The following is a 26,529-nucleotide window of genomic DNA, read 5'->3' on the forward strand; positions in this document are numbered from 1 at the left end:
GTTGAATGAATCTCGAACGAAAAGGCCTTCAGGCAACGTTACTTATGCCTGTTGCTGTCCCCACCATTATTGCCGCGGCTCTGTTGATTATCGGCACGGTCAGTAACCCAGAAGCAGCGGGCAATCTGTTCAGCAGCATGCTGGGCTGGATTACCCAGACGTTTGGCTGGTTTTACATGTTAGCGGTGGCGATCTTTCTGATCTTTATTCTTGTGGTTGGCTTCAGTAGTTGGGGCAATATCCGACTGGGCTCCGATCATGCGGAGCCGGAGTATTCGTTTCCCGCCTGGTTCGCGATGTTGTTCTCAGCAGGCTACGGTATCGCACTGCTGTTCTTTGGTGTGGCCGAGCCCGTACTTCATTATTCGACGCCTCCGGCCGGGGCCGCAGAGACTGTGCCGGCGGCAAAAGAAGCCATGCAAATTGCCTATTTCCATTGGGGTCTCCATATCTGGGGGATCTACGGCCTGATGGGGTTAGTGCTGGCTTACTTCGCCTACAGGCATGGCCTTCCCTTATCTGTGCGTTCAGCGTTGTACCCACTCATTGGTGATCGCATTCATGGCTGGGCCGGGCATATCGTCGATACGTTCGCGGTGCTGGGGACTATGTTTGGCCTGGCAACGACGCTGGGGCTGTCGGTATCTCAGATCAATGCAGGCATCAATTATCTCTGGCCAGCGATACCGGTGAGCACGACTGTTCAGGTGATCGCCATTGCTGTGATTACTCTGGCTGCGACGGCTTCGGTGGTTGCGGGTATGGATAAGGGCATTAAGAACCTGTCGATGCTGAACATGGGGCTGGCAGTTTTTCTTATGGCCGTTGTTTTCGCCGTAGGTCCGAGCGTTCATATTCTTAATACCCTGTTGCAGAACACCGGTGCCTATCTGGGCGGCGTTGTCGAGCGCACCTTTAACATGCAGGCCTACACACACAGTGACTGGATTGGTAACTGGACGCTGTTTATCTTCGCCTGGACGATTGCCTGGGCGCCTTTTGTCGGCCTCTTTATCGCTAAGATCAGCCGCGGACGTACGATTCGTCAGTTCGTGTTTGGTGTCCTGGCGGTACCGACGCTGTTTACATTCCTGTGGTTCGCTATCTTTGGCGATACGGCATTGCACCTGATTATGGAGCAGGGCAAAGAGGCGTTAATCGGCGAGGTTCAGTCCAATCATGCGGTGGCACTGTTTGAGTTTTATGATCGCCTGCCGATGTCGTTTTTCCTTTCGATCATCACCGTCTTCCTGATCATTACCTTCTTTGTCACCTCATCCGACTCGGGTTCTCTGGTGGTCGACTCACTGGCGTCGGGTGGTTTACTAGAGACTCCGGTCTGGCAACGAGTGTTCTGGGCTTTCCTTGAAGGGGGCATAGCGGCGGCCTTGTTGTTGGCTGGCGGTTTAAGTGCATTGCAGACCATGACCATCGTGAGTGCATTACCATTCGGGATCATCATGCTGCTGGCCGTTGCCGGGCTCTGGCGGGCATTGGTCATCGAAGGTCATCGTGAGGGCTCTATCAATGCGATTACCCCAGTTCGCCCGCACAGCAATGGCGGAGACTGGCGCAAGCGCCTGAATGGTATGATGAAATTCCCCGGTGCTAACAAAGTCGAGAAATACATTGAGGGCGTTGTTACGCCCGCGCTGGAAGAAGTCAGTGAAGAGCTACGTTCTCACGGTTGGGATGTGCGTGTCAGTGGCGCGACGGGGGAAGTCTCCATGTCTCTCGTGAGAGAGGGCGTTGATGAGTTCTTTTATCAGGTCAAAGCCACCGAGCATGACGCGCCGGATTATCGGCCAGCGGGCGCAAAGTCGGCGACCTTCTGGCGTGCCGATGTTCACCTGAGTCATGGTTCGCTGGGTTACGATTTGTTTGGGTGCAGCAAAGAGGAAGTCATCCGCGACCTGGTGGATCACCTTGAGCAGTACCTAAACTTTATCGAGGCTGCGCCCGGCACCTTACCGTGGGAGCCGGTGAGCAACTAAGGTTGCTGGGCGATAAGCCAATCAACAAACGTGGCCAGGTCCTCAAATACGGGGGCATCAGCCAACGTGGGGTGAGAGGTGAGTTTGTACTCACTTTTCTCGCCTTTGCCGGTTCTTACAAGCGCAGTTTTGCATCCTGCTGCAGCTCCAGCCTCCAGATCGCGTATCGAGTCACCGACTATCCAGGCACCTTCTGCCGAGACCTTAAGCGCATCTTCGATCTGATGAATTAAACCAGGCAGTGGCTTGCGGCAGTCGCAGCCATCGTCCGGGCCATGCGGGCAAAACGCGATATGAGCAAACTCACCGCCCTCAGCCGCAGCGAGCCCCGTCATTTTGTCGTGCATGGCATCAAGATCAGCCTGAGAAAAATAGCCGCGTGCCAGACCACTCTGGTTCGTTGCGACAGCAACAGTGAAGTCGGCCTTGCAGAGTTTACCTACGGCTTCTGCGCTGCCCGGGATCGGCAGCCACTCATCAACGGACTTAACGTACGCATCGGAATCCTGATTCAGAACGCCATCGCGGTCGAGGATGATGAGTTGCATAGAGGGGCTCCGGGCTGTTGGAAAATAAAGCCCGAGTATAACGGAAGTCGTCAGGCTTCGGTGGCATTAGACACTGGCGGCCACACGGGAGGGAGGGGCGTACTACTGTCGCCACTGTCATATCCCGACACCTGACATGCCTGAAATCTCAGGTATCCATCAAGACACCTCTGCTAATCTGGGTTTCCCAACACTTCCCATCACAATTAAGGACGATGGATATGGATATAACAATGATAAAACGGCTTATGGCAGCGACCGTATGTGGCTCAGCATTGATGCTGGCAGCTTGCGGAGAATCCCCGAAAGAAAGCGTAGCAACCACCGATTCAACCAGGAATGGAACCTGTACAGGCACTTACCCAAGTTACTGGCAGGACCCGGCATTTCAGGATCAATGGGTCGGTCAGAAAACCAGCAACGTTCCCCCGGCTGACTGGACAGGCCCTGTGTATCAGCTGTCGGATGATTTCCCGCGCTCCCCGGTGGACGATGCGGCAAGTCAGAAATGGCGTGACAGCAAATTTGATGCGCTATTCGACGAAGGTACGTCTCAGGAAGAGAAAGCTAAGCTGGCGTACGACTACGGTTGGCTGGTGATGAAATATATTCAGGAGGGCAACGTTAACCAGAAAGATGCGGAAGACTGGGACGTGTGTAATAACAAGGTTCGTCCCTGGTACAACATTCCATTCCAGACCTACGATGCCATGAGCGGACGCGAGTTCACACACGGCCTGACACGAGAGGCGCCGGTAACGTTCTCAACACCCCAAGGCGATAAGCAAAGCACCATGTGGGCGGTGGGTTTCTTCAATGCCACGGCAGCTTATACATTGGGAACAGTGTGGCAGGCCGACGGCACCGCGAAAATTCCGCAGGACGACGTCAGCTTTGACGAAGGCGCGGTAATCGGTAAGCCGCTTTTCAATACGCTCAGCCCTGATGTGCTGCCAGTGATGGAGAATCTTCCGAGCTGGAATGCCAATATCTCAGATCCAACGTTCTGCAGTTGCACACCTGCTAACGGTAAAGAGTGTACGTTGATTGAAGAGAGCGAGCAGTGCCCTCGCAGTACTACCGAGTGGGGTGACGTGACCTTGCTGCAATTCGACTTTGCTGTAAAAGACAGTCGTGCCAAAGGTACTGAGTGGGTGTTCGGTACCTTCGTTGCTGACGGTCAGCGTAAGGCGGATGTAGCAGACCCGTGGCAGCGTATTGCTCTGCTGGGTGTTATGTGGGGTAACGACACACCACCAGAAGGTCAGCTTGCGTATAACCATCCGGTCGACGTGAAGAAAAATGGCTTTAAACAGGAAGTTATTTTTTGGGATACCGTTGATGAGCTGAATAAATACGGTGGTGATGACGTCATGAAGCAAATGGGGCATCTGGGCTGTAATTATCGCTTAAATGGCCCTGCGGATAATGCCAACAGCTCATGTATGTCCTGTCATGGAACGGCTTCTGTACCAGACAAAAATCTGGTGACACCGCCACTTCTCTCGCAGTTCTCATCTCTGACCAAAGAATGTGTCACGCCAAATGCGGCTAACCCGGCTATTGGTAAAGATCGCAGTGGTGCTGATGCAACAGTGAATAACGGTATCGGCTTTGCTGAAATAGACAGTATTTACTTCGCCAATACGCCAGCAGCTGAGCCATTTAATATGACGGTTGAAACAGGCTCTGGCCCAGTTAACGTGATGGGCGATGGCGTACCGGCTTATGACAGCGGACGCAGCAGCTGGATTTCACTGGATTATTCATTGCAGCTTTCTATTTCGCTGACGCAGTGGATGCAATGGCAGGATCACAGCGATGATCCAATTGAGGGACGCATTCATATGAAAGAAATCCGACGCGGTTACCCAGCTGGAGTCGGGCATAAAGCGGAATAATTTAAGTACGTTGTAAACAAAAAAGCCCGGCCATTGTTAATGGCCGGGCTTTTTTATTGTGATCATTCAGGAAGCCCAATTCTGGTTGCCAGAACCGAAGGTCGAGGACATTGCACCTTTGAGGTTGCGTGCCATTCCGCATAGGCTGGCGGCTTTACCAGCAATAACGACGACGCCACCGGCAATAGCCAGTGCAGAACCTAAGCCTGCTGGGCTTGAAGCCGCCAGCTCGACAAGTTTCTGCACACTTTCGACACCGGCTTCACCCGCAAAGTGAGCGCCAGCACCGGTGAAAGCAACCGCACCTGCCGCTTTGCCAATTTCTTTCAGAGCATCATTGCGAGCATCTGGATTATGTAAAACGTCGTTCTTATTGAGGTTTACATCGACAAAACTCATACCGACGGACTTACAGATAGCTTCCAGATCTTTTTTACTGGTGTGACGTCCACGAGGATTGGAAAAGAAAACATCCTGATTGGCCATGCCTTTCTGCGCAGTGATGATATCGCTGGCAACCGGGTTCGCTTTGATAAAGCGTAGTGCCTGTACGAATGTGCCACAGCCTTCCCCATGAATCAGCCACTTCATACTCTTGCTCTGCTTTTGCGCTTGCTGGATCATTGATACAAGGCTTTGAACATGCTCTTTGCTGGTGAATTCGTTGTTCAGCCAGAACAGGGAATAATGGTTGCCTCGCTGGCGAGCATCTGAGAGTGCGTTACTGCCTTTTATGTAGGCTTTTTCAATATGAACACCCATCATTCGCCCAGCCCGCTCTTTGTTTTCGAACTCTCCTGAAATAGCAGCAACATGAGCATTATTTGACCAAGCGTGATCTAAATCCATCGCGGTAGATGGGCTTGAACTTTCAGAAACTTCCCAGCTATCACCCTCCCATCTTGGCTTGTAAATACCCGGGGTTCTGGCTGAAATATGAGCGTCGTTTTTAAAGCTGATCAGGTTGATGAATATATCTTTCCGATCAGCACTGGTCGTATACGAGAAGCTGAATGCACCTATGCTCGCTTTGGGAGCGACCGTTTTATCGCCAACGGCAAGGCGCAATACCGCCCTTAGTAATGTGGTTTCATAGTAGTTACCGACGTGGGAGTTCTTGATTGTCTCCCACGATGCTTTCTGACTTTCCGGAATATGCACATTGTGTGCGATTCCAGATTCATGGCTGCTGAATATCTGAGCGTATCCTGCTTTAGTAACTGACATAACTACTCTCCGTGTAATGGTTAAATATGGAATTCGGGTGCTGGGTCGCCTGGTTCTAGAATGATGGCGCGTGTTTCGCCCTGGCTTGCAACCCCTTCACGCCATTTGGCGGGATACTTCCAGGTTGCAGGCTGGCGCTCCGGGCTAATAGAGGCATTGGGGTACTTGGACCTGACCTCCTGCTTTCGCTTTTCGGCGTGATCACTCAGTTGCCAGTGAATGCTACCGACAACCAGATCCCGGACTTTGCTCGCAGCCTCTATTGATTCTGCAACCGGCATGCTTCCAAAATTAATAAAGCGTAAAAATAAGATGTAATGATCATCCAGGGCAGTCACTGCGAAGGCTTTAAAATTAGAGTCTTCGTGCTCTTCAGGCTTGTCTGCCGGGAGGTCTTTGTGCTGCTCAAACAAGATCCATGGGTTGCCCTGTTTGCTCTCGACCCGCCAGTTTACAGGCGCAAGCTTCCGCCCGAAATCAGGCATTGCTGGGCCTGTTTCATACAAATAGCGCATGACTACTTGCTCTAAAGTAGCTGGATTGAAACAGCTCATTCCTTCTGGAAGGCAATCAACTCTTAATGATGTGACCTGAAAATCAGTCATTCCAATGGAATCAAACTTCCAGATTGGGCCGAAAAACTCCCAATTCCGACGAATACAGTTGGCGTAGCTGAACTTATTATCTTCGTATTCGTGGCCGTAGTCGTAAATGGAGCGTTCGTAGATATTAGGAATATCCTTCGGCTCGACATCAGCGTCGAAACCGGCTGAGGAATAGTGCGGTGGCAGCGTGATATCCAGCTTGCAGCCAGCAATGGATACAGACACGCGCTCTGGATTGTCCAGACCGGGAACGTAGGGATTTTTATGAGAGGCAAAGAGGCGCTTAAACATAGTCCATTGCAAGTGATCCTGAATTGACCTGAGTGTAACAATCTGAGCCGTACCAAACCATAGTCAAGCTGTGACATATGTCTGTTTAATAAACAAAAAAGCCCGCCGAGCAGACATGCCTGGCGGGCTTTTCTTGGTCAAGGTATCAGCCTTACAACACCGAAATATCCGCGATACCGATAAACAGCCCTTGCAGTTGCTTCAGCAGTGCGAGACGGTTGTTTTTCACGGCTTCGTCATCGGCCATGACCATAACGTTATCGAAGAAAGCATCCACTGCGGTACGCAGGCCAGCCAGTTCGTTCAGGGCGGCGGCGTAATCGCCTTTGGCCATCAGGGGCTCGAGCGCCTGATGCTTGGCTGCGATTTCGCGGGCCAGTACCTGCTCTTCGTTCTGTGAAAGCAGCTCGCCGTTAACTTTGGCTTCGACGGCATCGCCGCCGTTCTTGGCGAGGATGTTGGATACACGCTTGTTCGCGGCAGCCAGTGATTCGGCAGCATCGAGCTTGCTGAATTCGAACACGGCCTTAACGCGACGGTTCACATCCAGTGCATTGGTAACGCCCAGAGCGCGTACTGCCTGGAATACGCCAGTCGGGATGTTCTCATCCGCGTACCAGGCGCTGAAACGATCCAGCATGTATTCGATCAGGGTGGCTTTGGTATCGGCCTTCGGTGCCGTTTTCCAGTCGCCTTCAAGTGCGTAATCAATCAGAGTCGCCAGATCAATATTGATCTCTTTCTCAACCAGAATACGCAGCACACCCAGAGACGCACGACGCAGTGCGAACGGGTCTTTGGAGCCCGTTGGGATCTGACCTAAGCCAAACAGACCGACAAGGCTGTCGAGACGGTCGGCCAGTGCAATCAGAGTACCGGTCTGTGTTGCCGGCAGTTCATCACCCGCAAACGCAGGCATGTACTGTTCAACCATGGCGGCTGCAACATCGGCGTGCTCGCCATCGTGTTCCGCGTAGTATTTACCGGCGAGACCTTGCAGGTCGGTGAACTCAAACACCATGTTGGATACGAGGTCGTTCTTACACAGCTGCGCTGCACGCTCAACCAGTGCTTTATCGCCACCGGTTTCGCCAGCGATGCGGGCTGCCAGTGCGCCAATGCGGCGGGCTTTATCAGCAACGGAACCGAGTTTGTTTACCCAGACGACGTTCTCGAGCTTGGCGAAACGGCTTTCCAGTTTCTGCTTACGGTCGGTATCCCAGAAGAAGGCAGCATCGGCCAGACGTGGACGGATCACTTTCTCGTTACCTGAGATCACCTGCGCAGGGTCTTTCGACTCGATGTTTGATACCGTGATGAAGTTAGGCAGCAGTTTGCCATCTTTCATCACGTGGAAGTATTTTTGATGCTCTTTCATAGAAGACACCAGTGCTTCTGGCGGAACGCGCAGGAAGTCTTCGTCGAATGAGCCAGCCAGAGCGACAGGCCACTCGTTGAGTGCGGTCACTTCGTCGAGCAGGTCCTCATCAATAATGGCTTCGCCACCGAGGTTTTTTCCTTCAGCTGTGACCTGTTCTTTGATCAGGGCTGAGCGCTCTGCAAAGCTGGCCATCACATAGGCGCTACGCAAGGTTTCCTGATACGCCATTGGGTTGGCAATCACGATCTCGCCCGGTGCATGGAAACGGTGGCCACGGCTGGTATTACCGGCTTTCAGGCCCAGCACTTCGCCATCAACTACCGCATCACCCAGCAGCATGACCAGCCACTGTACCGGACGTACGAATTCAACACGTGATGCACCCCAGCGCATACGCTTAGGAATTGGCAGCTTATCGAGACTGGTCTGAATGATGCCGGCGAGAAGTTCGGTAGTCTGCTGGCCTTTGATGGTGCGTTGCAGCATCAGCTTACCGGCATTTTTGCCGTGTGACTCGGGTGCCGTCTGAAGTTCAGAGGCATCAGCGCCTGCCCGTGAGGCAAAGCCTACAGCCGCTTTTGTTGGGTTACCGTCGGCATCAAAGGCAATGTTCGCCGGAGGGCCGTAGAGAGTTTCTTCTTTATCGGCCTGTTCGCACTGGAGTGCTTCAATCGTGATGGCGAGGCGACGTGGAGCAGCGTAGCTGACGACGTTTCCGTGGCTCAGGCCAGCTTCTTTCAGGCCGGCTTCAACACCAGTAGTGAAAGCGTCAGACAGCGACTTTAACGCCGTTGGTGGCAGCTCTTCGGTACCGAGCTCTACCAGAAAATCTTTATTAGACTGGCTCATTTTACTTCTCCTCCTGAGCGGCAGCTTTTGCTTCGCGGTCGGCTTTTTCGGCCTGATACTTGGCGAGCACATCAGCACGGTTGGCTTCTTCAGCCAGCGGGAAGCCCAGTTCTGCACGGCTGTTGAAGTACGCCTGTGCAACTGAGCGCGCCAGAGTGCGGACGCGGAGGATATAGCCCTGACGCTCGGTCACAGAGATGGCGCCACGGGCATCGAGGAGGTTGAAGGTATGTGATGCCTTCAGAACCTGCTCGTAGGCTGGCAGAGGCAAGCCAGCATCAATCAGGCGAGCGCAGTCTTTTTCGTACTGATCAAACGCAGTGAACAAAAAGTCTACGTCCGCGTGTTCAAAGTTGTACGCCGACTGCTCGACTTCGTTCTGGTGGAATACATCGCCGTAAGTCACGGCTTTGCCGTCCGGGCCGTAGGTCCAGACCAGATCGTAAACAGAATCGACTTCCTGCAGGTACATGGCGATACGCTCAAGACCATAGGTGATTTCGCCAGTCACCGGGAAGCACTCAAGGCCGCCCACTTGCTGGAAGTACGTGAACTGAGTGACTTCCATACCGTTCAGCCAGACTTCCCAACCCAGACCCCAGGCGCCCAGCGTTGGAGATTCCCAGTTGTCTTCAACGAAGCGGATGTCGTGCACCAGAGGATCAACGCCCATTGCACGCAGCGAATCGAGGTAGAGTTCCTGAATGTTTACCGGATTAGGTTTCAGAACCACCTGGAACTGGTAGTAGTGCTGCAGACGGTTCGGGTTCTCACCATAACGGCCATCGGTCGGGCGGCGGCTTGGCTGAACATAGGCAGATGCCCAGTTTTCAGGGCCAATAGCACGCAGGAAGGTAGCGGTGTGGAAGGTACCGGCACCGACTTCCATATCGAGCGGTTGATTGATCACACAGCCCTGCTCGGACCAGTATTCCTGCAGGGCAGCGATAAGGCCCTGGAAGGTTTTGATGTTATGGCGGCTCTCACTCACGGTGATAATTCCTGTGGTTTGCGCGAATTCAAAGACTGGCGATTATAGCAGTGGCGGCGCGGGATAACAGGGGGCAGACGCCCCGTCTTCATTGGGGAAAGTAAACGGACACAAAAAAAGGGGCCAAGGCCCCTTTTTTCACGCTGATTGGTGTTTTGCTGAAAGCTGTTCAGCCTTGCAGCCAGCCATTCAGCATATTGATGTCGCCTTCGTTCAGCGTGCCTGCGTAGTACTTCAGGGTCAGCAGGTTGATGATGTAGTCATAACGCGCGTTTGCGTAGTCACGCTCTGCACCGTACAGCTGCTGCTGTGCGTCGAGCACTTCAACAATATTGCGGGTACCGACTTTGTACCCTGTCTGGGTCGCATCCAGTGCACTACGTGCAGAGCGGATCGACTGCTGGCGTGCCTTGATGTTCAGAACATCATTCTGGACCTGCAGGTACAGAGTACGGATATTCTGACGAACTGTGCGTCGTTCGTTCTCAAGCAGATAGTCAGCGGCAGCGTAATTCAGAGCAGCCTGTTTGGTCTGAGCATACAGAGAACCACCGGCCAGCAGAGGTACTGATACCTTGATGCCATAAGCGGTTCGGGTGGCGCTAGCAGGATCTTCGGTGATGGTTGTGGCCTGATCGCCGTCTTCATAGTTAGCAAAAACTTCTACGGTAGGCAGGTGCGCTGCACGTGCGGCGTTGCGTTGCAGGCGAGCGGCTTCAAGTTGTGAGTCCACCATGCGCAGGCCCGGGAATTTATCCATGCCGGAAGTAACCCAGGCGTTCGGGTCGGCAGGCTCTGGACGATTCATGTCCACCGAGCCTTTCAACGCGGCAACATCACTGATGGTCTGGCCTGTCAGCTGCTCAAGCGTTTCGTACTGAATCTGGCGGTTTGCCTGCTGGCCCAGCAGGTTGGCATAACTCAGATCGTAAGCGGCTTGCGCCGAATGAACATCGGTAATCGCAGTCAGGCCGACGTCATAGCGCTGCTTAGTTTGCTCCAGTGAGCGTTGCACGGCTTTCAGTTCAGCATCGGCAGTCGACAGGTTGTCTTCGGCACGCAGGACGTTGAAGTAGGCTTCCGCCGTACGAAGCAGCAGTTGCTGTTCGGCCATTTGCAGCTCGTAAATGCCGTTGTCGTTACCAGCGCGAGCTGCCTTGTAGGTGTACCAGCTGTTCAGGTTGAACAGTGACATTCCGGCGGTAACCGAGAATGCGCCGAGTTCGTAATCAGTGACCAGTCCGTTTACACCGTCGATTTCGATTTCGACATTAGTGTGCGTGTAGCTGGCTTCTGCCTGTGGCAGCAGAGCGCCGCGGGCGATCATGACGTTGTATGCATCTGCTTCGCGACTGGCGCGGGCAGCAGCAATTTGTGGGTCGTTGCTGGCGGCCATGTCGTATATGGTGCTGAGATCTGCAGCAATAACGGCCGATGGCAACAGGATTGCAGATGTCAGAGTAAGCAGTTTTTTCATAAAGGTGCCTTTCCCAGGAGAAGGTATAAAATGCTCTCAGGTGCCCCTGGAATTTCCGGAGGTGCACCAAGTCTAACAGAAATTATCCGGCTTTCAGTTTCACCTTTGTTGCTACTGAGCGAACAGTCAGTATTGCCGGTGTTTATTCGAATATTCTTGTATAGATATATAGATAGGTCAAGCATGTCCGTTTTCCCATCGCCCATGACAGCCGCCGATGTCGTCGTGGAGGCAAAAGAAGTCGCATATCAGGGGTTCTTCCGCATGGAAAAGCTCACCCTTCGCCATAAACGCTTTAACGGCGAATGGATGGGGCCGTTCACTCGTGAGCTTTTCGAGCGCGGGCAGGCGGTCTGTGTCCTGCTGTTTGATCCCAAAAAAGATGCAGTGGTGCTGCTTGAGCAGTTTCGCGTCGGGGCGCTTGAGGATGAACGTTCTCCCTGGCTGATTGAGCTGGTCGCGGGCATGGTGGAAGAGGGCGAAACGCCTGAGGACGTCGCCTTGCGTGAATCCGAAGAAGAGGCTGGCACCGTGCCCACCCGCCTGATTCCTGTGTGCAATTACTGGGTGTCCCCAGGCGGTACCAGCGAAAAGGTCGCGATTTTCTGTGGACTGATCGACAGTGAAGGCATGGGCGGGCTGCATGGTCTTGATGACGAACATGAAGACATCCGTGCATTTGTGGTGCCGTTTGACGATGCCTATCGCGGTGTGGAGGATGGCACCATCAACAACGCGGCGACCATTATGGCGTTACAATGGCTGAAGATTAATCACGCCTCAGTGACTGCTTAAAGGCAGCGTTCAGGACGACACATGCGCTCTTTTGAGGGCGTCTTCAGTCATGTCTGACATTGCCGGTAGTGGCGCTGATCAGGAAAATCTTCATGCGTCCTGCTAAGGTGTTGTGTCTTTGATATTTACTCCGGAGAGAACGCTTGCGCCGTAAACGCTACGTCCCTGACCTGCAGGAAATGGCTTCCGTTGCCGAGTCGAATTACCTGCGATTCCTTCGCTTGCTGCCTGAGACCGACGAAGGCGGTGAGCGCACGTTTGCGATCACAGGGATGGGTGATCAGAGTGCCCGGGTGCGGATCAGGATCGACGAGGTGCAGCCATACACCACGATGCTGACCGTACAGCAGGAGGGCTTGAGCCCGGAGTGGGTCACTCCTCCTTCCATGAATGTGCGCCTGTACCACGACGCCAGCATGGCCGAGGTGCTGAGTTACCAGAACCAGCATAAATTTGAGGGGCGGTATCAATACCCCAATCCTCAGATGCGCATGCCCGATGAAAAAATTCAGCTGAATAAGTTTCTTGCCGACTGGCTCGAGCACTGTCTGCAGCACGGGCATGTCGAGCAGCCTTTCAGTTTTACGCCGACCTTTTAATTAAGTGTGTTGAGCCGGGCCACTCTGGCCTGGGCTGGTACTTTTTTCGTATATTGGCCCGTATATTCCGATATGTGATGGGTTTCCGTTCGGGGCTTCGACAGACGTCTAGTATATAGTCTCAGCCCACTGAAATTCACACTGAGGCCAACGTGTTCCAACTGACATCCGCCGAGACATTGCGCATCGTGCAGGTGACCGATACCCATCTCTTCGGGGATATCGGTGGTAAGCTGCTGGGCGTACCCACGTACGACAGTATGCACGCCGTTTTGTCTCAGTTGGATGCGTTTCCGTTTCAGGCTGATGCCATGCTTGTCACAGGCGACCTGTCTCAGGATGGCAGCGAACAATCCTACCGCCTGCTGGACGATGCCATGGCCCGCTTCGGTGCCCCTGTCTTCTGGCTTCCCGGAAATCATGACGAACCCCGTAATCTGGAGAAAGTCGGACGCGAGCGGGATCATCTGCATAAGGTGATCCGCAGCGAACACTGGCAGATTGTGATGCTCGACTCTCAGGTGGAAGGTGCTGTGTTTGGCCAGCTCAGGCAGGAAGAGTTGGATATGCTCGAACGTGCTCTGACGGAGCGGGATGACCTGCATTCGCTCGTTTGTCTGCATCATCATCCGATCCCGATGAACAGCGAGTGGATGGACAACATCGGTTTGCGCAACCGTCAGGCGCTGATGGATATTCTCAGTACTCATGACAACGCGAAAGGTGTGCTCTGGGGCCACGTGCATCAGAGCTGCGATGGTTACGTGAATGGCGTGCGCCTGATGTCCACGCCCTCAACCTGTATACAGTTTGAGCCGCAGACCAGTGGCTTCAGTCTTGATGAAGCTGCACCGGGTTTCCGCTGGTTAGAGCTGCACAAAGATGGGCGCATCAGCACGGGCGTTGAACGCCTGAGCAATGTATCCTTTGCGGTAGATCGTACCCAGACAGGATATTGATATGCTGATTCCAGCCTCTGTGCAAAACAGCGGCTGCCTTTATCTCCACGGTTTTCTCAGCTCACCTGCATCTGAGAAGGCCCAGCAGATGATGGCTCTGTTCCGTGAACATCCCGAACTCGGTTCCATTAATGCCCCTTTTATCCACTTCGCTCCTCAGGATGCCATTGCACTCGCCGAGCAGGCCTTGGCGGAATTGCGTGAGAAGCATGACCGGGTCTGGATTGTCGGCAGTTCGTTGGGTGGCTTTTACGCGACCTTTTTAGCCGAAAAGCACGATGTTCCTGCCGTATTGATCAACCCCGCGGTCAGGCCGTTCGAATTGTTCAGGCATTACCTCGGCGAGCACACTCACTACCATACGGGCGAAACGCTGCTACTCGAACAAGCGCACCTGCATCAGCTTGAAGCGCTCAATACGCCAGTTGTTCAGAATCCTCAGAATCTGCTGCTGCTATTGCAGACAGGCGATGAAACTCTCGATTACCGGCATGCTGCTGAGCTGTATCGCGAATGCCCGGCCTGGCTGGAAGGCGGCGGTGATCATAGTTTCCAGCATTTTATTGATCGGGTACCTCAGATGCTGGGGCACTTGAGTCGCCTCTGGTAGGCAGACTCCCCCACGCCCCGGTATACTCCGGACATTACTGCAATTCATGGTTTGACAGGGGAACAGATGTCAAAGCAATACACCGCCTCATCGATTGAAGTCCTGAGTGGTCTGGACCCGGTCCGTAAGCGTCCGGGCATGTACACCGAAACTACCCGCCCGAATCACCTGGCGCAGGAAGTGATTGATAACTCGGTGGACGAAGCTCTCGCAGGTCACGCCAGCAAGATCGAAGTGACGCTGCACGAAGATGGCTCAATGACTGTGCTTGATGACGGTCGTGGTATGCCAACGGATATTCACCCTGAACATGGTATTTCGGGCGTTGAACTGATTCTTACCCAGTTACATGCCGGGGGTAAGTTCAGTAATGACAATTACCAGTTCTCCGGTGGTCTGCACGGTGTCGGTGTTTCTGTCGTGAATGCCCTGTCGCAGGTGCTCGAAGTAACCATCTGGCGCGACGGTCAGGTCCAGCGCATTGGCTTTAAAGACGGTTATAAAGCGATTGATCTTCAGGTGGTCGACACCTGTGGTAAGAAACGCACCGGTACCAGCGTTCGCTTTTTACCGGACCCTCAATACTTTGATACTCCCAAGTTTTCTGTCGCACGACTCAAGCACAACCTGCGTGCTAAAGCGGTTCTCTGCCCGGGACTGCGTATCAAGTTCAATGCCCCGAACGCTGAAGACAGTGCTGAGTGGTATTACGAAGATGGTCTGAAAGATTACCTCAAAGTATCGACAACTGGCTGGGAAGCGATCCCCGAAGAGCCCTTCACAGGCGCAATGAGCGGCGATACTGAAGGTGTCGACTGGGCCGTGCTCTGGCTGCCTGAAGGCGGAGAGCTGTTGCAGGAAAGTTACGTTAACCTGATCCCGACCGCGCAGGGCGGTACTCATGTGAATGGCTTCCGTTCTGGCTTGCTCGACGCGTTGCGTGAGTTCTGCGAATTCCGCAACCTGTTGCCGCGCGGGATCAAGCTGACACCAGATGATCTCTGGGAGCGCTGCTCATATGTTTTGTCTGCCAAGTTAGCCGACCCTCAGTTTGCGGGTCAGACCAAAGAGCGCCTGTCTTCTCGTGAAGCCTCAGCTTTTATCTCGGGCGTAGTGAAAGATGCCTTCGCGCTTTGGCTGAATGAAAATACCGCGGATGCCGAACGTCTGGCTGAGCTGGCGATTTCCAGTGCGCAGTCGCGTTTGCGCAAATCCAAGAAAGTCGCACGTAAGAAAATTACTCAGGGTCCAGCTTTGCCGGGCAAGCTGGCCGACTGTACCGGTCAGGACAGCGAACGTACGGAACTCTTTCTGGTGGAAGGTGATTCGGCGGGTGGTTCTGCCAAGCAGGCCCGTGATCGCGAGTTTCAGGCCATCATGCCGCTGCGCGGTAAGATTCTGAATACCTGGGAAGTGGAGTCAGGAGAAATTCTGGCATCGCAGGAAGTACACGATATCGCCGTTGCTCTTGGGATTGACCCAGCATCAGATAACCTTGATGGCCTGCGTTACGGCAAGATCTGTATTCTCGCCGACGCAGACTCCGATGGTCTGCATATCGCGACCCTGCTGTGCGCGTTGTTTGTGCGTCACTTCCGCAAGCTGGTGGCGGATGGCCACGTCTATGTCGCGATGCCGCCGCTGTACCGGATCGACGTCGGTAAAGATGTCTACTACGCGTTAGACGAAGGTGAAAAGCAGGGCGTTCTTGAACGCATTAAAGCCGAAAATAAGCGTGGCAAAGTGAACGTCCAGCGCTTTAAAGGTCTGGGTGAAATGAACCCGATGCAGTTACGTGAAACCACGATGGACCCGAATACCCGACGTCTCGTCCAGCTGTCGCTGGAGCCGGGGGATGGCACCAATGAAATGATGGATATGCTGTTGGCGAAGAAGCGCTCCTCTGACCGTAAGGAATGGTTAGAGACGCACGGCAACGAGGTTGAGATTCTCTGATTTTTCACCGCTCCACTGTTTCCAGCACAATAGCCGGCAGTGCGCTGCTGGCACCCTTGCCTGCTATGGCTGATGGGATTGCTGCTGAGCCGTTTGATCTGATTCTGGCCGTATTACTGCTGGCCATGATTTCAGTATTCACTGTGCTGCTGTTGCTTCAGCAGCGCCAGCTACGCGCGCGCAGTGATCGTCAGCTGGGTGCGCATACCGCCTTGTTCGGCAACATTTTCGGGGCGCTGCCTGAGATGGTGTTCTACAAAGACCGGCGCGGCGTCTATCGCCTGTGTAATGGGCCGGGTAGTCGTTTTCTTGGTCGTCCGGCTGATGAAATTAAAGGTCAGCGTGATACCGACTTCTTCGATGTGCAGAGTGCTAAGCGGATGCGCCAGCGCGATGTTGAAGCCATTGAGCGACGCAGTGCGATACGCTCAGAAGAATGGTTGCTTGGGCCGGATGGTGAACAGGTACTGCTCGAGATAAACCGCCAGCCGCTGTTCAGTGACACTCAGGAGTGTGTCGGTGTGCTTCTTACATGCCGTGACATTACGGAAACCCGCGAAAAGCAGAAGAAACTTGAGTATCAGGCGCGTCATGACATTCTGACCGGGCTTGCCAACAGAGCGCTGCTGCATGAAAAACTGACCTTTGCGCTGCAGATGGCAAAGCGCAATGATGAGTCGCTGGCGGTAATTTTCATCGACCTTGACCGTTTCCGTGAAGTGAACGATGCGCTGGGCCATACGGTCGGTGATCTGCTGCTACGTGACGTTGCTCACCGCTTGAGCAGTAATCTGCGAGATAGTGATATCTGCGCCCGCTTGAGTGGCGATGAATTTGTCGTCGTACTGACGCAGGCGGATAAAGCCTACGTTGAGAGCAAGTGCACACAGCTTCTCGAAGCTTTAGCACGTGCATATCAGTTGCAGGGCCATTTGCTCAGTATCAATGCCAGCGCAGGGATTGCACTGGCCCCTGAGCATGGGGACAACAGTGATATTCTGCTAGTACATGCTGATGCCGCACTGCATCACGCAAAAGCGCTCGGGCGCAATCGCAGCTGCATCTATTCACAGGAACTGTCGGCTCATAAGAGCAGTCAGTTGTCGCTGGAGCAGGACTTGAGAGATGCGGTTGAGAATGAAGAGTTCAGCCTCGAGTTTCAGGGGCAGTTCCGGCCCGGAGAGCGAGTCCCTCGCCGGGTCGAAACACTGATCCGCTGGCCTCATGAATTACGCGGCCAGGTTTCTCCGCATGAATTTATTCCATTGGCAGAAAGCAGTGGCCTGATCCGGGAACTCGGTTTCTGGGTGTTACGACGCGCATGCGCTGAGTTCATGAGTTGGCGTCAGCAGGGAATGAAACTTGAGAAAATTGCCGTCAATGTGTCGGCCATGCAGATCAACAGTCGCTTCGCCGAAACGGTTGAAACCATTATGAAAGAAACCGGTTTCGAGCCCGCTTGGCTGGAGCTCGAAGTGACCGAATCGTTAATGATGTCGGGCATGACCGAGGTGAACAACCAGATTCACCAGCTTCGGGCGCTGGGTGTCGAGTTTTCAATTGATGATTTTGGTACCGGATACTCTTCGTTGAGCAAGCTAAAAGAGATGCCCGTCAGTGTGTTGAAAATCGACCGGTCGTTCGTGCGTAACATTCACGATCAGGAAAACGACTACGAGATCGCCCGCGCGATAGTGGCCATGGCCGATAGCCTGAACATTGAAGTGGTGGCTGAGGGCGTTGAAAATGAAGAGCAGGGCGAGACCCTGAGACACCTTGGCTGCGAATGGTTGCAAGGATACCTGTACGGCCGGCCTATGGCGGCGGACGATTTCCTCAGGCACTATTCCGAAACGTAGTCCTAAACGCAGTTTAATTGTTAAGTCAGAAGCAGAATATTTTAAACACGGCCCTGTGACGGGCCTCGAGCAGACAACCGGATACTATGACGGATCAGATCAGTTATACCGATGATGGCGTTGAACGTCAGTCACTCAAACAATACACCGAGAATGCGTACCTGAATTACTCCATGTACGTCATTCTTGATCGCGCACTGCCTCATGTGGGCGATGGTATGAAGCCGGTACAGCGCCGGATCATTTATGCCATGAGCGAACTTGGCCTGAAGTCTACGGCTAAGTACAAAAAATCGGCCCGTACTGTCGGTGACGTGTTGGGTAAGTATCACCCACATGGCGACAGCGCCTGTTATGAAGCCATGGTGCTGATGGCTCAGCCGTTCTCATACCGTTATCCGCTGGTCGATGGTCAGGGTAACTGGGGTGCGCCGGACGATCCGAAGTCCTTTGCTGCGATGCGTTATACCGAAGCTAAGTTGTCACAGTTTGCTGATGTGCTTCTGAGCGAGCTTGGTCAGGGTACGGTCGAGTGGCAGCCGAACTTTGATGGCACCATGGACGAGCCTGCAACACTGCCAGCACGTCTGCCGACAGTGATGCTCAACGGTACGACCGGTATCGCGGTGGGCATGGCGACGGATATTCCGCCGCATAATGTCCGCGAAGTGACCTCGGCATGTATTCGCCTGCTGGATGAACCGAAAGCCGATATTGATGCTCTGTGTGAGCATGTCATGGCGCCGGACTTCCCGACAGAAGCCGAGATCATTACCCCACGCGAAGATCTCAAGAAGATGTACCGCACGGGTAAAGGCAGCGTCAAAATGCGCGCGGTCTACACTCTTGAAGACGGTGATATCGTCATTACGGCGCTGCCGCATCAGGTGTCTGGCGCCAAGATTCTTGAGCAGATCGCCGCTCAGATGCAGGCTAAGAAGCTGCCGCTCGTAACGGATTTACGTGACGAGTCAGATCACGAAAACCCGACTAGATTGGTGATCGTGCCTAAGTCCAACCGGGTTGATACCGCCGCAGTGATGGCGCATCTGTTTGCGACGACTGACCTTGAGAAGAACTATCGCGTTAATATGAACGTGATCGGTCTTGATGGTCGCCCGCAGGTCAAAGATCTTAAAACCATGCTCAGTGAGTGGCTGGAATACCGTACCGGTACGGTGCGTCGTCGCTTGCAGCATCGCCTGGATAAAGTACTGGCGCGTTTGCATATCCTTGAAGGTTTGTTGGTTGCCTTCCTGAACATCGACGAAGTGATCGATATTATCCGCACTGAAGACAAACCAAAGCCGGTGCTGATGGAACGCTTTGGTATTTCAGATATTCAGGCCGAAGCCATTCTTGAGTTAAAGCTTCGTCATCTGGCCAAGCTCGAAGAAATGAAGATCCGTGGCGAACAGGATGAGCTGGAGAAAGAGCGCGACATGCTCGAGAAAACTCTGGGTTCTGAACGTCGTATGAAAACTCTGATTAAGAAAGAACTCACTGCCGATGCGGAGCAGTATGGCGATGAACGTCGTTCTCCGGTGGTTACCCGTGCCGAGGCGAGAGCCTTCAGCGAGACCGAGCTGGTGTCTGCCGATCCGGTTACGGTGGTACTGTCGCAGAAAGGTTGGGTCCGCGCCGCCAAGGGTCATGACGTTGATGGTGCAAACCTGAGCTACAAAGCCGGTGATGCCTTCCTCACGTCGGCCAAAGGTAAATCGAATCAGAGTGTGATCTTCCTTGATAACACTGGCCGATCGTACAGTTTGCAGGCGCATACACTGCCTTCAGCACGGGGTCAGGGTGAGCCGTTAACTGGCAAGCTGAACCCTCCGGCAGGCAGTCTGTTCACGAATGCATTGATGGGCAAAGACGATGACCGCTACCTGCTAAGTACCGACGCGGGCTATGGCTTTATCGGTACGCTCGCTGACATGCAGAGCAAGAACAAAGCCGGTAAGACACTGGTTACTGTGCCGACCAACGCGAAAGTGTTGCCACCAACACTGATCGACGAGCCGGATAAGAGCTGGATTGCCGCGGTGAGTAATGAAGGGCGGATGCTGGTCTTCCCTGCGGCTGATCTCCCACAGATGGCGCGCGGTAAAGGCAACAAGATGATCAACATCAACGGCACCCGGGCGGCCGCCAGAGAAGAGCTGATGGTTGCCACGCTTGCTTTCAAAGAAGGGGATACCCTGCTGGTTCATGCCGGTAAGCGTCACCTGAAACTCAAGTTCTCAGATCTTGAACATTACCAGGGAGAGCGTGGGCGCCGTGGTAACAAGTTACCGCGTGGTTTCCAGAATGTTGATTCGATGGAGGTTCAGGGGGCTGACTAAATCAGCGCCCACCTTCTGAAGCAACGAAAAGGTCGGGTTGCCGCTCCGGCCTTAACAGATCTGCAACGGCCTGGGATGTTGGTCTTGCTCTGATCGTGCCATCGGTCGTCACGCTTGCGATGCCGGTGCAAGTTGCCCCCTGAGGGACAGTCGCTGCCGAGCGGTTTGCCTCGCCACTGAGTATTGCATCAATCTCAGCCTGACTGAGTGCTTCCAGGGTCTCCGCCGCGGTGACCTTATGTCCTTCGAAATAGGCTGTTTGTTCACTGTCCCACGAGCCATCGAAATTTCTGTCGAAGTGCTTGTATTGTCCGTGCATCATGCCTTCATCCAGAGTGATGCTCAGAGAGCCCGATTCGCTGTAAGGTGAAGTCGCAGTCTTATCGGTCAGTGAATAGGCGCCGCGCAACTGTGAAGCCTGTTGGTTGAGTGTTATTGGCGTGAAATTAGCGGTGCAGTCGTGTAGCCGGAATTCTCCGTGGCCAGTCTCTTCCAGTACGACAAGCTGTCGTCCGGACATTTGGGTGCGGATATCACTTCCTGAGTCATTGATGCTATCGCTCATTGTTGTCTGAACATACCATACCCCCGCTGGGGAGCTGTCTGTTCGCGAGCTGTCTGCGTTTGAATTATCGCTCATGCATCCACTGATGCAGGTAAGTGAGGCAAGGATCATCGTTGATAGAACTGAGCGCCTGGTCTTCATAACAACTCCTTGCCTGGGTATTCACTAAATCGGTTAACTACCATAGCAATCCATTCCTGGATGAAAACGGGCCCTTAATGACAAGACTGTTAATTTGAGGAGGAAGTCACAAATCCAGCGTTTTCCGGTACGCTTTCTGTCAAATTTGTCACAGATATCAAGAAATGGAAGGCGATTACCTGTTTGTCTACGGCAGCTTAAGGCCGGCTGCGCGCTTTACCAGTTCCATAGTGGGCTCCGATAAGGCAAGAGCACTCCTGACAAAAGACCGCCATGAGACGGCTGCGACTGTTCCTGGTCACTTGCTCTCATTGGGGCTCTATCCTGGGTGGGTCGCGCCCGGAAGCTTGCCGGGTACTTCGTCATATTCACATGTTCAGGGAGACATTTATTGCGTTAATGACCGCATTCTTGCCTGCCTTGATGTGTATGAGGGTTGTTCCGCCTCTTGCCCACAGCCTCATGAATACCGTCGGTGTAAGGTGATAGCGGTAACCGCAGAGGGTTCTGAAATCGAGGTTTGGGTGTATGAGTACATCGGCCATTTAACTGGAATGATCCGGCGGATAGAGCTGATTCCATCAAACGACTGGCTAAAAATGTAACAAAACGAGCCATTGAATTCGTAATCCGGCCGGAAAAGATATGGGCGGCATGATTACCAGACCTTACTATGTTGCCTGCTTATAAGTGAATGAACGACTCATAGAGGAGTAATAATGAAAATAGTTAAAGCGATAGCCGCGCTGGTGGTGGTTGTAGTCATTGGTATTACAGGCACTATCATGGTTGCCCCAGAGGGGACCGCAGCGTTTCTGGTTGATGTGAAACGCGGCCTTGGAGACCTTGAACAGAAAGAAATTACACTGCCAAGTGGTCTGACCTACGTTTACCTGGAGTCAGAAAATACCGACGCTGACACGCTGGTTCTGTTGCACGGCTTTGGTGCTGACAAAGACAACTTCACTGAGTCAGCGCCATACCTGAAAGACTTCCACCTGATCGTGCCTGATCATATTGGTTTTGGTGAATCGTCGAAACCTAACCCAGCTGACTACACACCAACCGCTCAGGCCAAACGTTTGCATGAGTTGTTCAGCGAGCTGAATCTTGATCGTAAGATCCATATGGGCGGCAGCTCCATGGGTGGCCATATTGCTATGACCTACGCCGCGCTGTATCCAGCTGAGGTAAAGAGCCTCTGGTTGCTTGATCCGGGCGGTGTCTGGTCTGCGCCAAAATCTGAAGTCATGGAGATTATCGAAGAAACGGGCAAGAACCCACTGACAGCCAAAACCGAAGATGAATTTCGCGATGTGTTCGACATCGTAATGAGTGAGCCGCCGTTTGTCCCTGGGTTCGTGTTGGACCAGATGGCTAAGAAACGCATCGACAACTTTGAACTGGAACAGGATATTTTCGTTCAGATCAAATCGGACAGTGTTGAAGAACGTGTGACTGGCCTCGAGACCCCGACGCTTCTGGTTTGGGGTGTCGAAGATCGCGTGCTTAACGTCGGTGCAACGGATGTTCTCGAACAGCTGATGCAGAACGTGACTACTATCAAGATGGAAGGTATTGGCCACCTGCCTCAGCTGGAAGCGCCAAAGCAGACCGCTGAAGATCTGAAAGCCTTTATTGCGGGGCTTGAGCAGTAATCACTTACGGTGTTAAACCAAAGAAAAGGCCAGCAATTGCTGGCCTTTTTGTTTGCCCTACGATTACTTCACCATAGTCCTGATTTGCTATTGCAGCTATAATCCGGCGCTTTACTCACTCCCATCTGGAATCCGCCCATGACTGAGAAAACTTTTGTCCGCGAGCGTCTGTATGACGACTACGCCCAGTCCTTCACTGTCAGTGATCTGCTGTTTGAAGTAAAAACCGAACATCAGCATCTGGAGATCTTTGAGACGCCGTTTCTTGGCCGGGTGATGCTGCTTGATGGCGTGGTACAGACCACCGAGAAAGATGAATTTATCTATCACGAGATGATGGTGCATGTGCCGATGCTGGCACACCACAATCCAAAGCGTGTCCTGATTATTGGTGGTGGCGACGGGGGTATCCTGCGCGAAGTTCTGCGTCATAAGAACGTAGAGCACGTGACTCAGGTTGAGATCGACCAGAGCGTGATAGATATGTGCAAAGAGTACTTTCCGAAACACTCTGACGGCGCCTATGACGACCCGAAAGCCAATATCGTCATCGCTGACGGCAAAGACTTCGTGGCCAACTGCACTGACAAGTTTGATGTAATTATCGCTGACTCTACCGATCCTATTGGTCCGGGCGAAGTATTGTTCACCTCTGACTTCTACGCCGATGAGAAAAAGTGCCTGAACGAGGGCGGCATCATGGTGGCCCAGAATGGCGTGCCATTTATGCAGGGCGATGAAGTGACTAACACTTACCAGCGCCTGAGCAAGATTTATAACGAAGCCAGCTTCTACGTTGCTCCGGTACCAACTTATGCGGGCGGCTTTATGTCTCTGGCATGGGCAACAGACGATGAGTCACTGCGCAAGCAAACAGTTGAGCAGATTCAGGCGCGCTATGATGCGGCGGGCTTTGAAACCCGTTACTACAACCCTGAAGTACACGTCGCCAGCTTCGCGTTGCCGAATTACGTGAAAGTGCTGATGAAGTAAGGCATTTGCCTGGTATTCATCTGAAGCCCTAAGGCAAAGATAGAAGTAATGATAGAAACGATAACGCCCGCGTTGGTTGCTACCAGCGCGGGCGTTTTTCGTATTGGTGCCTAAAAATGCCGTCCGGGATCCTGTCTGGCGTGCAGTACCCGGATGATTTGTACCGAATTCGCTCGTATCTGGTAGTAGATAACATGGCTCTCTACTAACAGGCTGCGGGTGTCGGTTAACAAACTATCGAGTAACTCAGGCCGCAGTACACCACTATGAGGCTGCTCCACTAGCCTCCAGAATGTATCTTTGATCGCATCCAGATAATCTCGCGCTTTCCTCTGTCCCCATTGTTGGGCACTGTAGCGGTAGATATCGCTAAGATCGTTATTCGCTGCGGGCGAAATGGTTAGTGCGAAAGTCACGTCTGAAATCAGCCGGTGATGTCTTTAAACAGGCTATCTAACGCATCACGGGATTCAACCTTGATGCCTTCGCCCTGGTTGAGCTGGTCCGCTCCGACCTTTAGCTGCTCACGCAGCTGCGCCAGTTTCAGCTCACGAACCCAGTCTTCGTGGGTTTCCATAAAACGCAGAGCTTCCCGTACAACCTCACTGGCATTGTTATAAAGGCCGCTTTCTACCTTGGCTTTAACCCGTGATTCGAGTTCAGAAGTGAGCGAGATATGCATGGTGAGCCTCTCTGATTGAGTGGATATTGGTTTCAGATTATGAGTCGCTACAAAGATTGTCAATTTTTGATTATTGCCTGAGGTTTATTTCTTAACCGGCTACCTTCGACGTACTTTGACAATAGACCCTGAGCTCCTTTCTTTATAAAGTGCCCCAAAAGAAATCACAGGGACTCTAACGTGAAGGCAACGTACTCACCTTTGCTCGCTATGCTGTTTGTTGTCGGGGCACTGACCGGCTGCGGCGACTCAGGCAGCAAAGACAAAACACCGGCTGATCCGGGCAGTTACAGCGAAAATTCTGAAAACGAGCAAGCGTCTGAGCAACCAACGACTTACGCCGTTACGCTTGCCGCGACCGACGGCGGTGTACTCAGTCTGACGGGTACGCAAACCGTTGAAGAAGGCACCGGTTTCAGCGTAAGCATCACGCCAGATACCGGCTATCGCATTGAATCGGCCAGCGGTTGTGGCGGCTTACTTACCGATAACACCTTTACAGTGGATGCCATCACTGCTGATTGTGCCATCAACGCCACCTTCGCCCGCCTTGAATACATAGTGTCTATCAATGCCAGCGGCAATGGTACTGTCACGCCCGATACGGCACAAACCGTATTGCACGGTGACAACCTGACCCTGACGGTAGCGCCAGACAGCGGATATTACGCCTCGGCCATCACAGGTTGTGAAGGTACGCGCACAGGCAACGACTACATTACGAATATTACCGCCGACTGCACTATCGACGTCATCTTTAATGAGCAAGGGCAGCTCAATGATACTGGCATCACCCTGTGCGGTAACTACGATGCCGAAGATGAAGCCCAGTGGAGTTCAACGTTCAACTGTACCGATACTGGAGCGACGCACACCGCAGATGGTATTGATGCCGACGGCAATCTGATACCTTCGGGGCAGGATGCCCACTATGGCCGCGATCCACAAGCTGCCAACGGCCAGCTCGCCAAAACCGGTGCTGGCGATGCTGGTTTTGACTTCACCAAACTAGATGCGAGCGGCAACGATCTGCCAGAAAGCGCCACCGAATGGTCCTGCGTGCGCGACAACGTTACCGGCTTAATCTGGGAGGTCAAAACCCCTTCTGATGGTAACGTCGGCGACAGCCTCCATGATGCCGACGACCGATATAACTGGTACGACACCGACTCCTCCACCAATGGCGGCTCTGTCGGTTACGCCGATGACGATGGGGCTATCTGTTACGGCTACGACAACGCTAACAGCACCACGAATTGCAATACCGAGGCCTTTGTAGATCGCGTCAATGCCGCCGGCCTGTGTGGCGCTAACGACTGGCGCATGCCTAAAAAAGAAGAGCTGCGCAGCATCGTTCATTATGGGCGTGCCAATCCCGGTATTGAGATTGGTTACTTCCCTAACACTATTAGCACTTGGTATTGGTCAGGGTCACCTAATGCTCGTCGTAATAGTCATTCTTGGATTATGAACTTCTACACTGGCGGTGATGGTAACTTTAGCCGTGACGCCGACTTTAGAGTAAGGGTCGTTCGTTCTGCGCATAATTGATCACTAAAGAGGAAAATTGAATGAAAAACTATTTGTCAGTTGTCGTCGTTTTGCTGGTGCCTTTGCTGGCTTTCGCGCAGACAGTGAACCCCGATATTGAAAATATCACACCTGATAGTCGTTATACCTTACACGACGATGGTACGGTTACGGACAACGAGACTCGTTTGATGTGGTTGCAGTGCTCAGAAGGACAAGTCTGGGAACCTAATGGTGGTGCGGGTAACTGCACCGGCGCGGCAACAACTTATACTTGGAGTGATGCTCTTACGTTGACCTCAGGTATATCAGTTGCGGGCTATTCAGACTGGCGCCTACCGAATATTAAAGAATTGAGCTCCCTGGTTGCGGAGGATCGTTTAGATCCGGCGATTAATCTAGCAATTTTTCCGGCGACACCCTCATCAAGTTTCTGGTCGGGATCGCCGGAAGCAGGCCGCGATGGCTATTCGTGGACTGTGGAGTTTGAATACGGCGCTGATTTCTCTAGGCAACGTAATGCATATTATCATGTTCGATTAGTACGTCACTTACCATAATTCGGATTTGGGG

The 26,529-nt window shown here is 53.0% G+C and carries 23 protein-coding genes; 14 read left to right on the plus strand and 9 right to left on the minus strand.

Annotation, left to right across the window (positions count from 1 at the left end; translation table 11 throughout):
- The first annotated feature begins 5 nt into the window (after positions 1 to 5).
- Positions 6 to 1,994 carry a BCCT family transporter gene (locus AC5E51_RS08800; protein ID WP_301377784.1) on the plus strand — a complete coding sequence of 663 codons (1,989 nt, stop codon included), beginning with the start codon at positions 6 to 8 and terminating at the stop codon, positions 1,992 to 1,994.
- Here the strand turns inward: AC5E51_RS08800 and gmhB are convergent.
- A complete protein-coding gene (gmhB, locus tag AC5E51_RS08805) occupies positions 1,991 to 2,542 on the minus strand; it encodes a D-glycero-beta-D-manno-heptose 1,7-bisphosphate 7-phosphatase (protein ID WP_301377786.1) in 552 nt (183 codons plus the stop codon). The genes AC5E51_RS08800 and gmhB overlap by 4 nt on opposite strands.
- A 233-nt stretch (positions 2,543 to 2,775) precedes the next feature.
- Here gmhB and AC5E51_RS08810 point away from each other — a divergent pair, with 233 nt between their 5' ends.
- Positions 2,776 to 4,443, plus strand: a complete 1,668-nt coding sequence (locus AC5E51_RS08810; protein ID WP_301377787.1) for a hypothetical protein — start codon at positions 2,776 to 2,778, stop codon at positions 4,441 to 4,443.
- Between the two features lie 66 nt (positions 4,444 to 4,509).
- Here AC5E51_RS08810 and AC5E51_RS08815 read toward each other — a convergent pair whose 3' ends face one another.
- The 5 genes from AC5E51_RS08815 to AC5E51_RS08835 form a co-directional block, all read right to left on the minus strand.
- Positions 4,510 to 5,670 carry a hypothetical protein gene (locus AC5E51_RS08815; protein WP_068442641.1) on the minus strand — a complete coding sequence of 387 codons (1,161 nt, stop codon included), beginning with the start codon at positions 5,668 to 5,670 and terminating at the stop codon, positions 4,510 to 4,512.
- Between the two features lie 20 nt (positions 5,671 to 5,690).
- Positions 5,691 to 6,566, minus strand: coding sequence for a hypothetical protein (locus tag AC5E51_RS08820; protein WP_301377790.1), 876 nt, complete (start codon positions 6,564 to 6,566; stop codon positions 5,691 to 5,693).
- A 151-nt stretch (positions 6,567 to 6,717) separates the two neighbouring features.
- Positions 6,718 to 8,796, minus strand: coding sequence for a glycine--tRNA ligase subunit beta (glyS, locus tag AC5E51_RS08825; RefSeq protein WP_301377792.1), 2,079 nt, complete (start codon positions 8,794 to 8,796; stop codon positions 6,718 to 6,720).
- Position 8,797: 1 nt separating this feature from the next.
- Positions 8,798 to 9,787 carry a glycine--tRNA ligase subunit alpha gene (glyQ, locus tag AC5E51_RS08830; protein ID WP_068442629.1) on the minus strand — a complete coding sequence of 330 codons (990 nt, stop codon included), beginning with the start codon at positions 9,785 to 9,787 and terminating at the stop codon, positions 8,798 to 8,800.
- Positions 9,788 to 9,956: 169 nt separating this feature from the next.
- Positions 9,957 to 11,264, minus strand: a complete 1,308-nt coding sequence (locus tag AC5E51_RS08835) for a TolC family outer membrane protein (RefSeq protein ID WP_068442626.1) — start codon at positions 11,262 to 11,264, stop codon at positions 9,957 to 9,959.
- Between the two features lie 183 nt (positions 11,265 to 11,447).
- On the opposite strand from AC5E51_RS08835, the gene AC5E51_RS08840 reads away from it, so the two are divergent.
- From AC5E51_RS08840 to parC, 7 genes are all read left to right on the plus strand, one after another.
- Complete coding sequence (locus AC5E51_RS08840; protein WP_068435246.1) at positions 11,448 to 12,059, plus strand: NUDIX domain-containing protein; 612 nt, start codon at positions 11,448 to 11,450, stop codon at positions 12,057 to 12,059.
- Between the two features lie 143 nt (positions 12,060 to 12,202).
- Complete coding sequence (locus AC5E51_RS08845) at positions 12,203 to 12,658, plus strand: DUF1249 domain-containing protein (protein WP_068442623.1); 456 nt, start codon at positions 12,203 to 12,205, stop codon at positions 12,656 to 12,658.
- Between the two features lie 152 nt (positions 12,659 to 12,810).
- Entirely contained in the window at positions 12,811 to 13,617 is an 807-nt protein-coding gene (gene cpdA / locus AC5E51_RS08850; protein ID WP_301377796.1) for a 3',5'-cyclic-AMP phosphodiesterase, read from the plus strand.
- A 1-nt stretch (position 13,618) separates the two neighbouring features.
- Complete coding sequence (locus AC5E51_RS08855) at positions 13,619 to 14,227, plus strand: YqiA/YcfP family alpha/beta fold hydrolase (RefSeq protein ID WP_301377798.1); 609 nt, start codon at positions 13,619 to 13,621, stop codon at positions 14,225 to 14,227.
- Positions 14,228 to 14,293: 66 nt separating this feature from the next.
- Positions 14,294 to 16,183 carry a DNA topoisomerase IV subunit B gene (parE, locus tag AC5E51_RS08860; protein ID WP_068442612.1) on the plus strand — a complete coding sequence of 630 codons (1,890 nt, stop codon included), beginning with the start codon at positions 14,294 to 14,296 and terminating at the stop codon, positions 16,181 to 16,183.
- Between the two features lie 65 nt (positions 16,184 to 16,248).
- Positions 16,249 to 18,042: a putative bifunctional diguanylate cyclase/phosphodiesterase gene (locus AC5E51_RS08865; RefSeq protein ID WP_301377800.1), complete on the plus strand. Its 1,794-nt coding sequence runs from the start codon at positions 16,249 to 16,251 to the stop codon at positions 18,040 to 18,042.
- A gap of 86 nt (positions 18,043 to 18,128) precedes the next feature.
- Entirely contained in the window at positions 18,129 to 20,387 is a 2,259-nt protein-coding gene (parC, locus tag AC5E51_RS08870; RefSeq protein ID WP_301377802.1) for a DNA topoisomerase IV subunit A, read from the plus strand.
- A 1-nt stretch (position 20,388) separates the two neighbouring features.
- Here parC and AC5E51_RS08875 read toward each other — a convergent pair whose 3' ends face one another.
- Positions 20,389 to 21,027 (minus strand): hypothetical protein, encoded by a 639-nt coding sequence (locus tag AC5E51_RS08875; protein ID WP_301390944.1) that lies wholly within the window; start codon positions 21,025 to 21,027, stop codon positions 20,389 to 20,391.
- Between the two features lie 230 nt (positions 21,028 to 21,257).
- Between AC5E51_RS08875 and AC5E51_RS08880 the strand changes: the two genes are divergently transcribed.
- From AC5E51_RS08880 to speE, 3 genes are all read left to right on the plus strand, one after another.
- On the plus strand, positions 21,258 to 21,698 hold the full coding sequence (locus AC5E51_RS08880; RefSeq protein WP_301377806.1) for a gamma-glutamylcyclotransferase family protein: 441 nt from the start codon (positions 21,258 to 21,260) through the stop codon (positions 21,696 to 21,698).
- A gap of 114 nt (positions 21,699 to 21,812) precedes the next feature.
- Complete coding sequence (locus AC5E51_RS08885) at positions 21,813 to 22,751, plus strand: alpha/beta fold hydrolase (RefSeq protein WP_301377808.1); 939 nt, start codon at positions 21,813 to 21,815, stop codon at positions 22,749 to 22,751.
- A gap of 138 nt (positions 22,752 to 22,889) precedes the next feature.
- Positions 22,890 to 23,744, plus strand: coding sequence for a polyamine aminopropyltransferase (speE, locus tag AC5E51_RS08890; RefSeq protein WP_301377810.1), 855 nt, complete (start codon positions 22,890 to 22,892; stop codon positions 23,742 to 23,744).
- A gap of 110 nt (positions 23,745 to 23,854) precedes the next feature.
- Here the strand turns inward: speE and AC5E51_RS08895 are convergent, their stop codons facing one another.
- Positions 23,855 to 24,160, minus strand: a complete 306-nt coding sequence (locus tag AC5E51_RS08895; RefSeq protein WP_301377812.1) for a type II toxin-antitoxin system RelE/ParE family toxin — start codon at positions 24,158 to 24,160, stop codon at positions 23,855 to 23,857.
- An 8-nt stretch (positions 24,161 to 24,168) separates the two neighbouring features.
- The gene (locus tag AC5E51_RS08900) at positions 24,169 to 24,426 is read right to left on the minus strand and encodes a type II toxin-antitoxin system ParD family antitoxin (protein ID WP_301377814.1); all 258 of its coding nucleotides are present in this window, start codon (positions 24,424 to 24,426) and stop codon (positions 24,169 to 24,171) included.
- Between the two features lie 180 nt (positions 24,427 to 24,606).
- On the opposite strand from AC5E51_RS08900, the gene AC5E51_RS08905 reads away from it, so the two are divergent.
- Positions 24,607 to 25,977 (plus strand): DUF1566 domain-containing protein, encoded by a 1,371-nt coding sequence (locus tag AC5E51_RS08905; protein ID WP_491778443.1) that lies wholly within the window; start codon positions 24,607 to 24,609, stop codon positions 25,975 to 25,977.
- A gap of 20 nt (positions 25,978 to 25,997) precedes the next feature.
- A complete protein-coding gene (locus AC5E51_RS08910; RefSeq protein WP_301377817.1) occupies positions 25,998 to 26,516 on the plus strand; it encodes an Lcl C-terminal domain-containing protein in 519 nt (172 codons plus the stop codon).
- Positions 26,517 to 26,529: the final 13 nt, after the last annotated feature.

The sequence above is a fragment of the Thalassolituus sp. genome (genome assembly GCF_984348125.1).

Excerpts from the sequence above, each read along its gene's own strand:
- AC5E51_RS08910 (WP_301377817.1), top strand. The coding sequence starts at position 25,998 with ATGAAAAACTATTTGTCAGTTGTCGTCGTTTTGCTGGTGCCTTTGCTG.
- AC5E51_RS08800 (WP_301377784.1), top strand. The coding sequence starts at position 6 with ATGAATCTCGAACGAAAAGGCCTTCAGGCAACGTTACTTATGCCTGTT.
- AC5E51_RS08835 (WP_068442626.1), bottom strand. The coding sequence starts at position 11,264 with ATGAAAAAACTGCTTACTCTGACATCTGCAATCCTGTTGCCATCGGCC.
- AC5E51_RS08900 (WP_301377814.1), bottom strand. The coding sequence starts at position 24,426 with ATGCATATCTCGCTCACTTCTGAACTCGAATCACGGGTTAAAGCCAAG.
- speE (WP_301377810.1), top strand. The coding sequence starts at position 22,890 with ATGACTGAGAAAACTTTTGTCCGCGAGCGTCTGTATGACGACTACGCC.
- parE (WP_068442612.1), top strand. The coding sequence starts at position 14,294 with ATGTCAAAGCAATACACCGCCTCATCGATTGAAGTCCTGAGTGGTCTG.
- AC5E51_RS08855 (WP_301377798.1), top strand. The coding sequence starts at position 13,619 with ATGCTGATTCCAGCCTCTGTGCAAAACAGCGGCTGCCTTTATCTCCAC.
- gmhB (WP_301377786.1), bottom strand. The coding sequence starts at position 2,542 with ATGCAACTCATCATCCTCGACCGCGATGGCGTTCTGAATCAGGATTCC.
- AC5E51_RS08885 (WP_301377808.1), top strand. The coding sequence starts at position 21,813 with ATGAAAATAGTTAAAGCGATAGCCGCGCTGGTGGTGGTTGTAGTCATT.
- AC5E51_RS08815 (WP_068442641.1), bottom strand. The coding sequence starts at position 5,670 with ATGTCAGTTACTAAAGCAGGATACGCTCAGATATTCAGCAGCCATGAA.
- AC5E51_RS08875 (WP_301390944.1), bottom strand. The coding sequence starts at position 21,027 with ATGAGCGATAATTCAAACGCAGACAGCTCGCGAACAGACAGCTCCCCA.
- parC (WP_301377802.1), top strand. The coding sequence starts at position 18,129 with ATGACGGATCAGATCAGTTATACCGATGATGGCGTTGAACGTCAGTCA.
- AC5E51_RS08840 (WP_068435246.1), top strand. The coding sequence starts at position 11,448 with ATGTCCGTTTTCCCATCGCCCATGACAGCCGCCGATGTCGTCGTGGAG.
- AC5E51_RS08820 (WP_301377790.1), bottom strand. The coding sequence starts at position 6,566 with ATGTTTAAGCGCCTCTTTGCCTCTCATAAAAATCCCTACGTTCCCGGT.
- AC5E51_RS08810 (WP_301377787.1), top strand. The coding sequence starts at position 2,776 with ATGATAAAACGGCTTATGGCAGCGACCGTATGTGGCTCAGCATTGATG.
- AC5E51_RS08865 (WP_301377800.1), top strand. The coding sequence starts at position 16,249 with ATGGCTGATGGGATTGCTGCTGAGCCGTTTGATCTGATTCTGGCCGTA.
- glyS (WP_301377792.1), bottom strand. The coding sequence starts at position 8,796 with ATGAGCCAGTCTAATAAAGATTTTCTGGTAGAGCTCGGTACCGAAGAG.
- AC5E51_RS08880 (WP_301377806.1), top strand. The coding sequence starts at position 21,258 with ATGGAAGGCGATTACCTGTTTGTCTACGGCAGCTTAAGGCCGGCTGCG.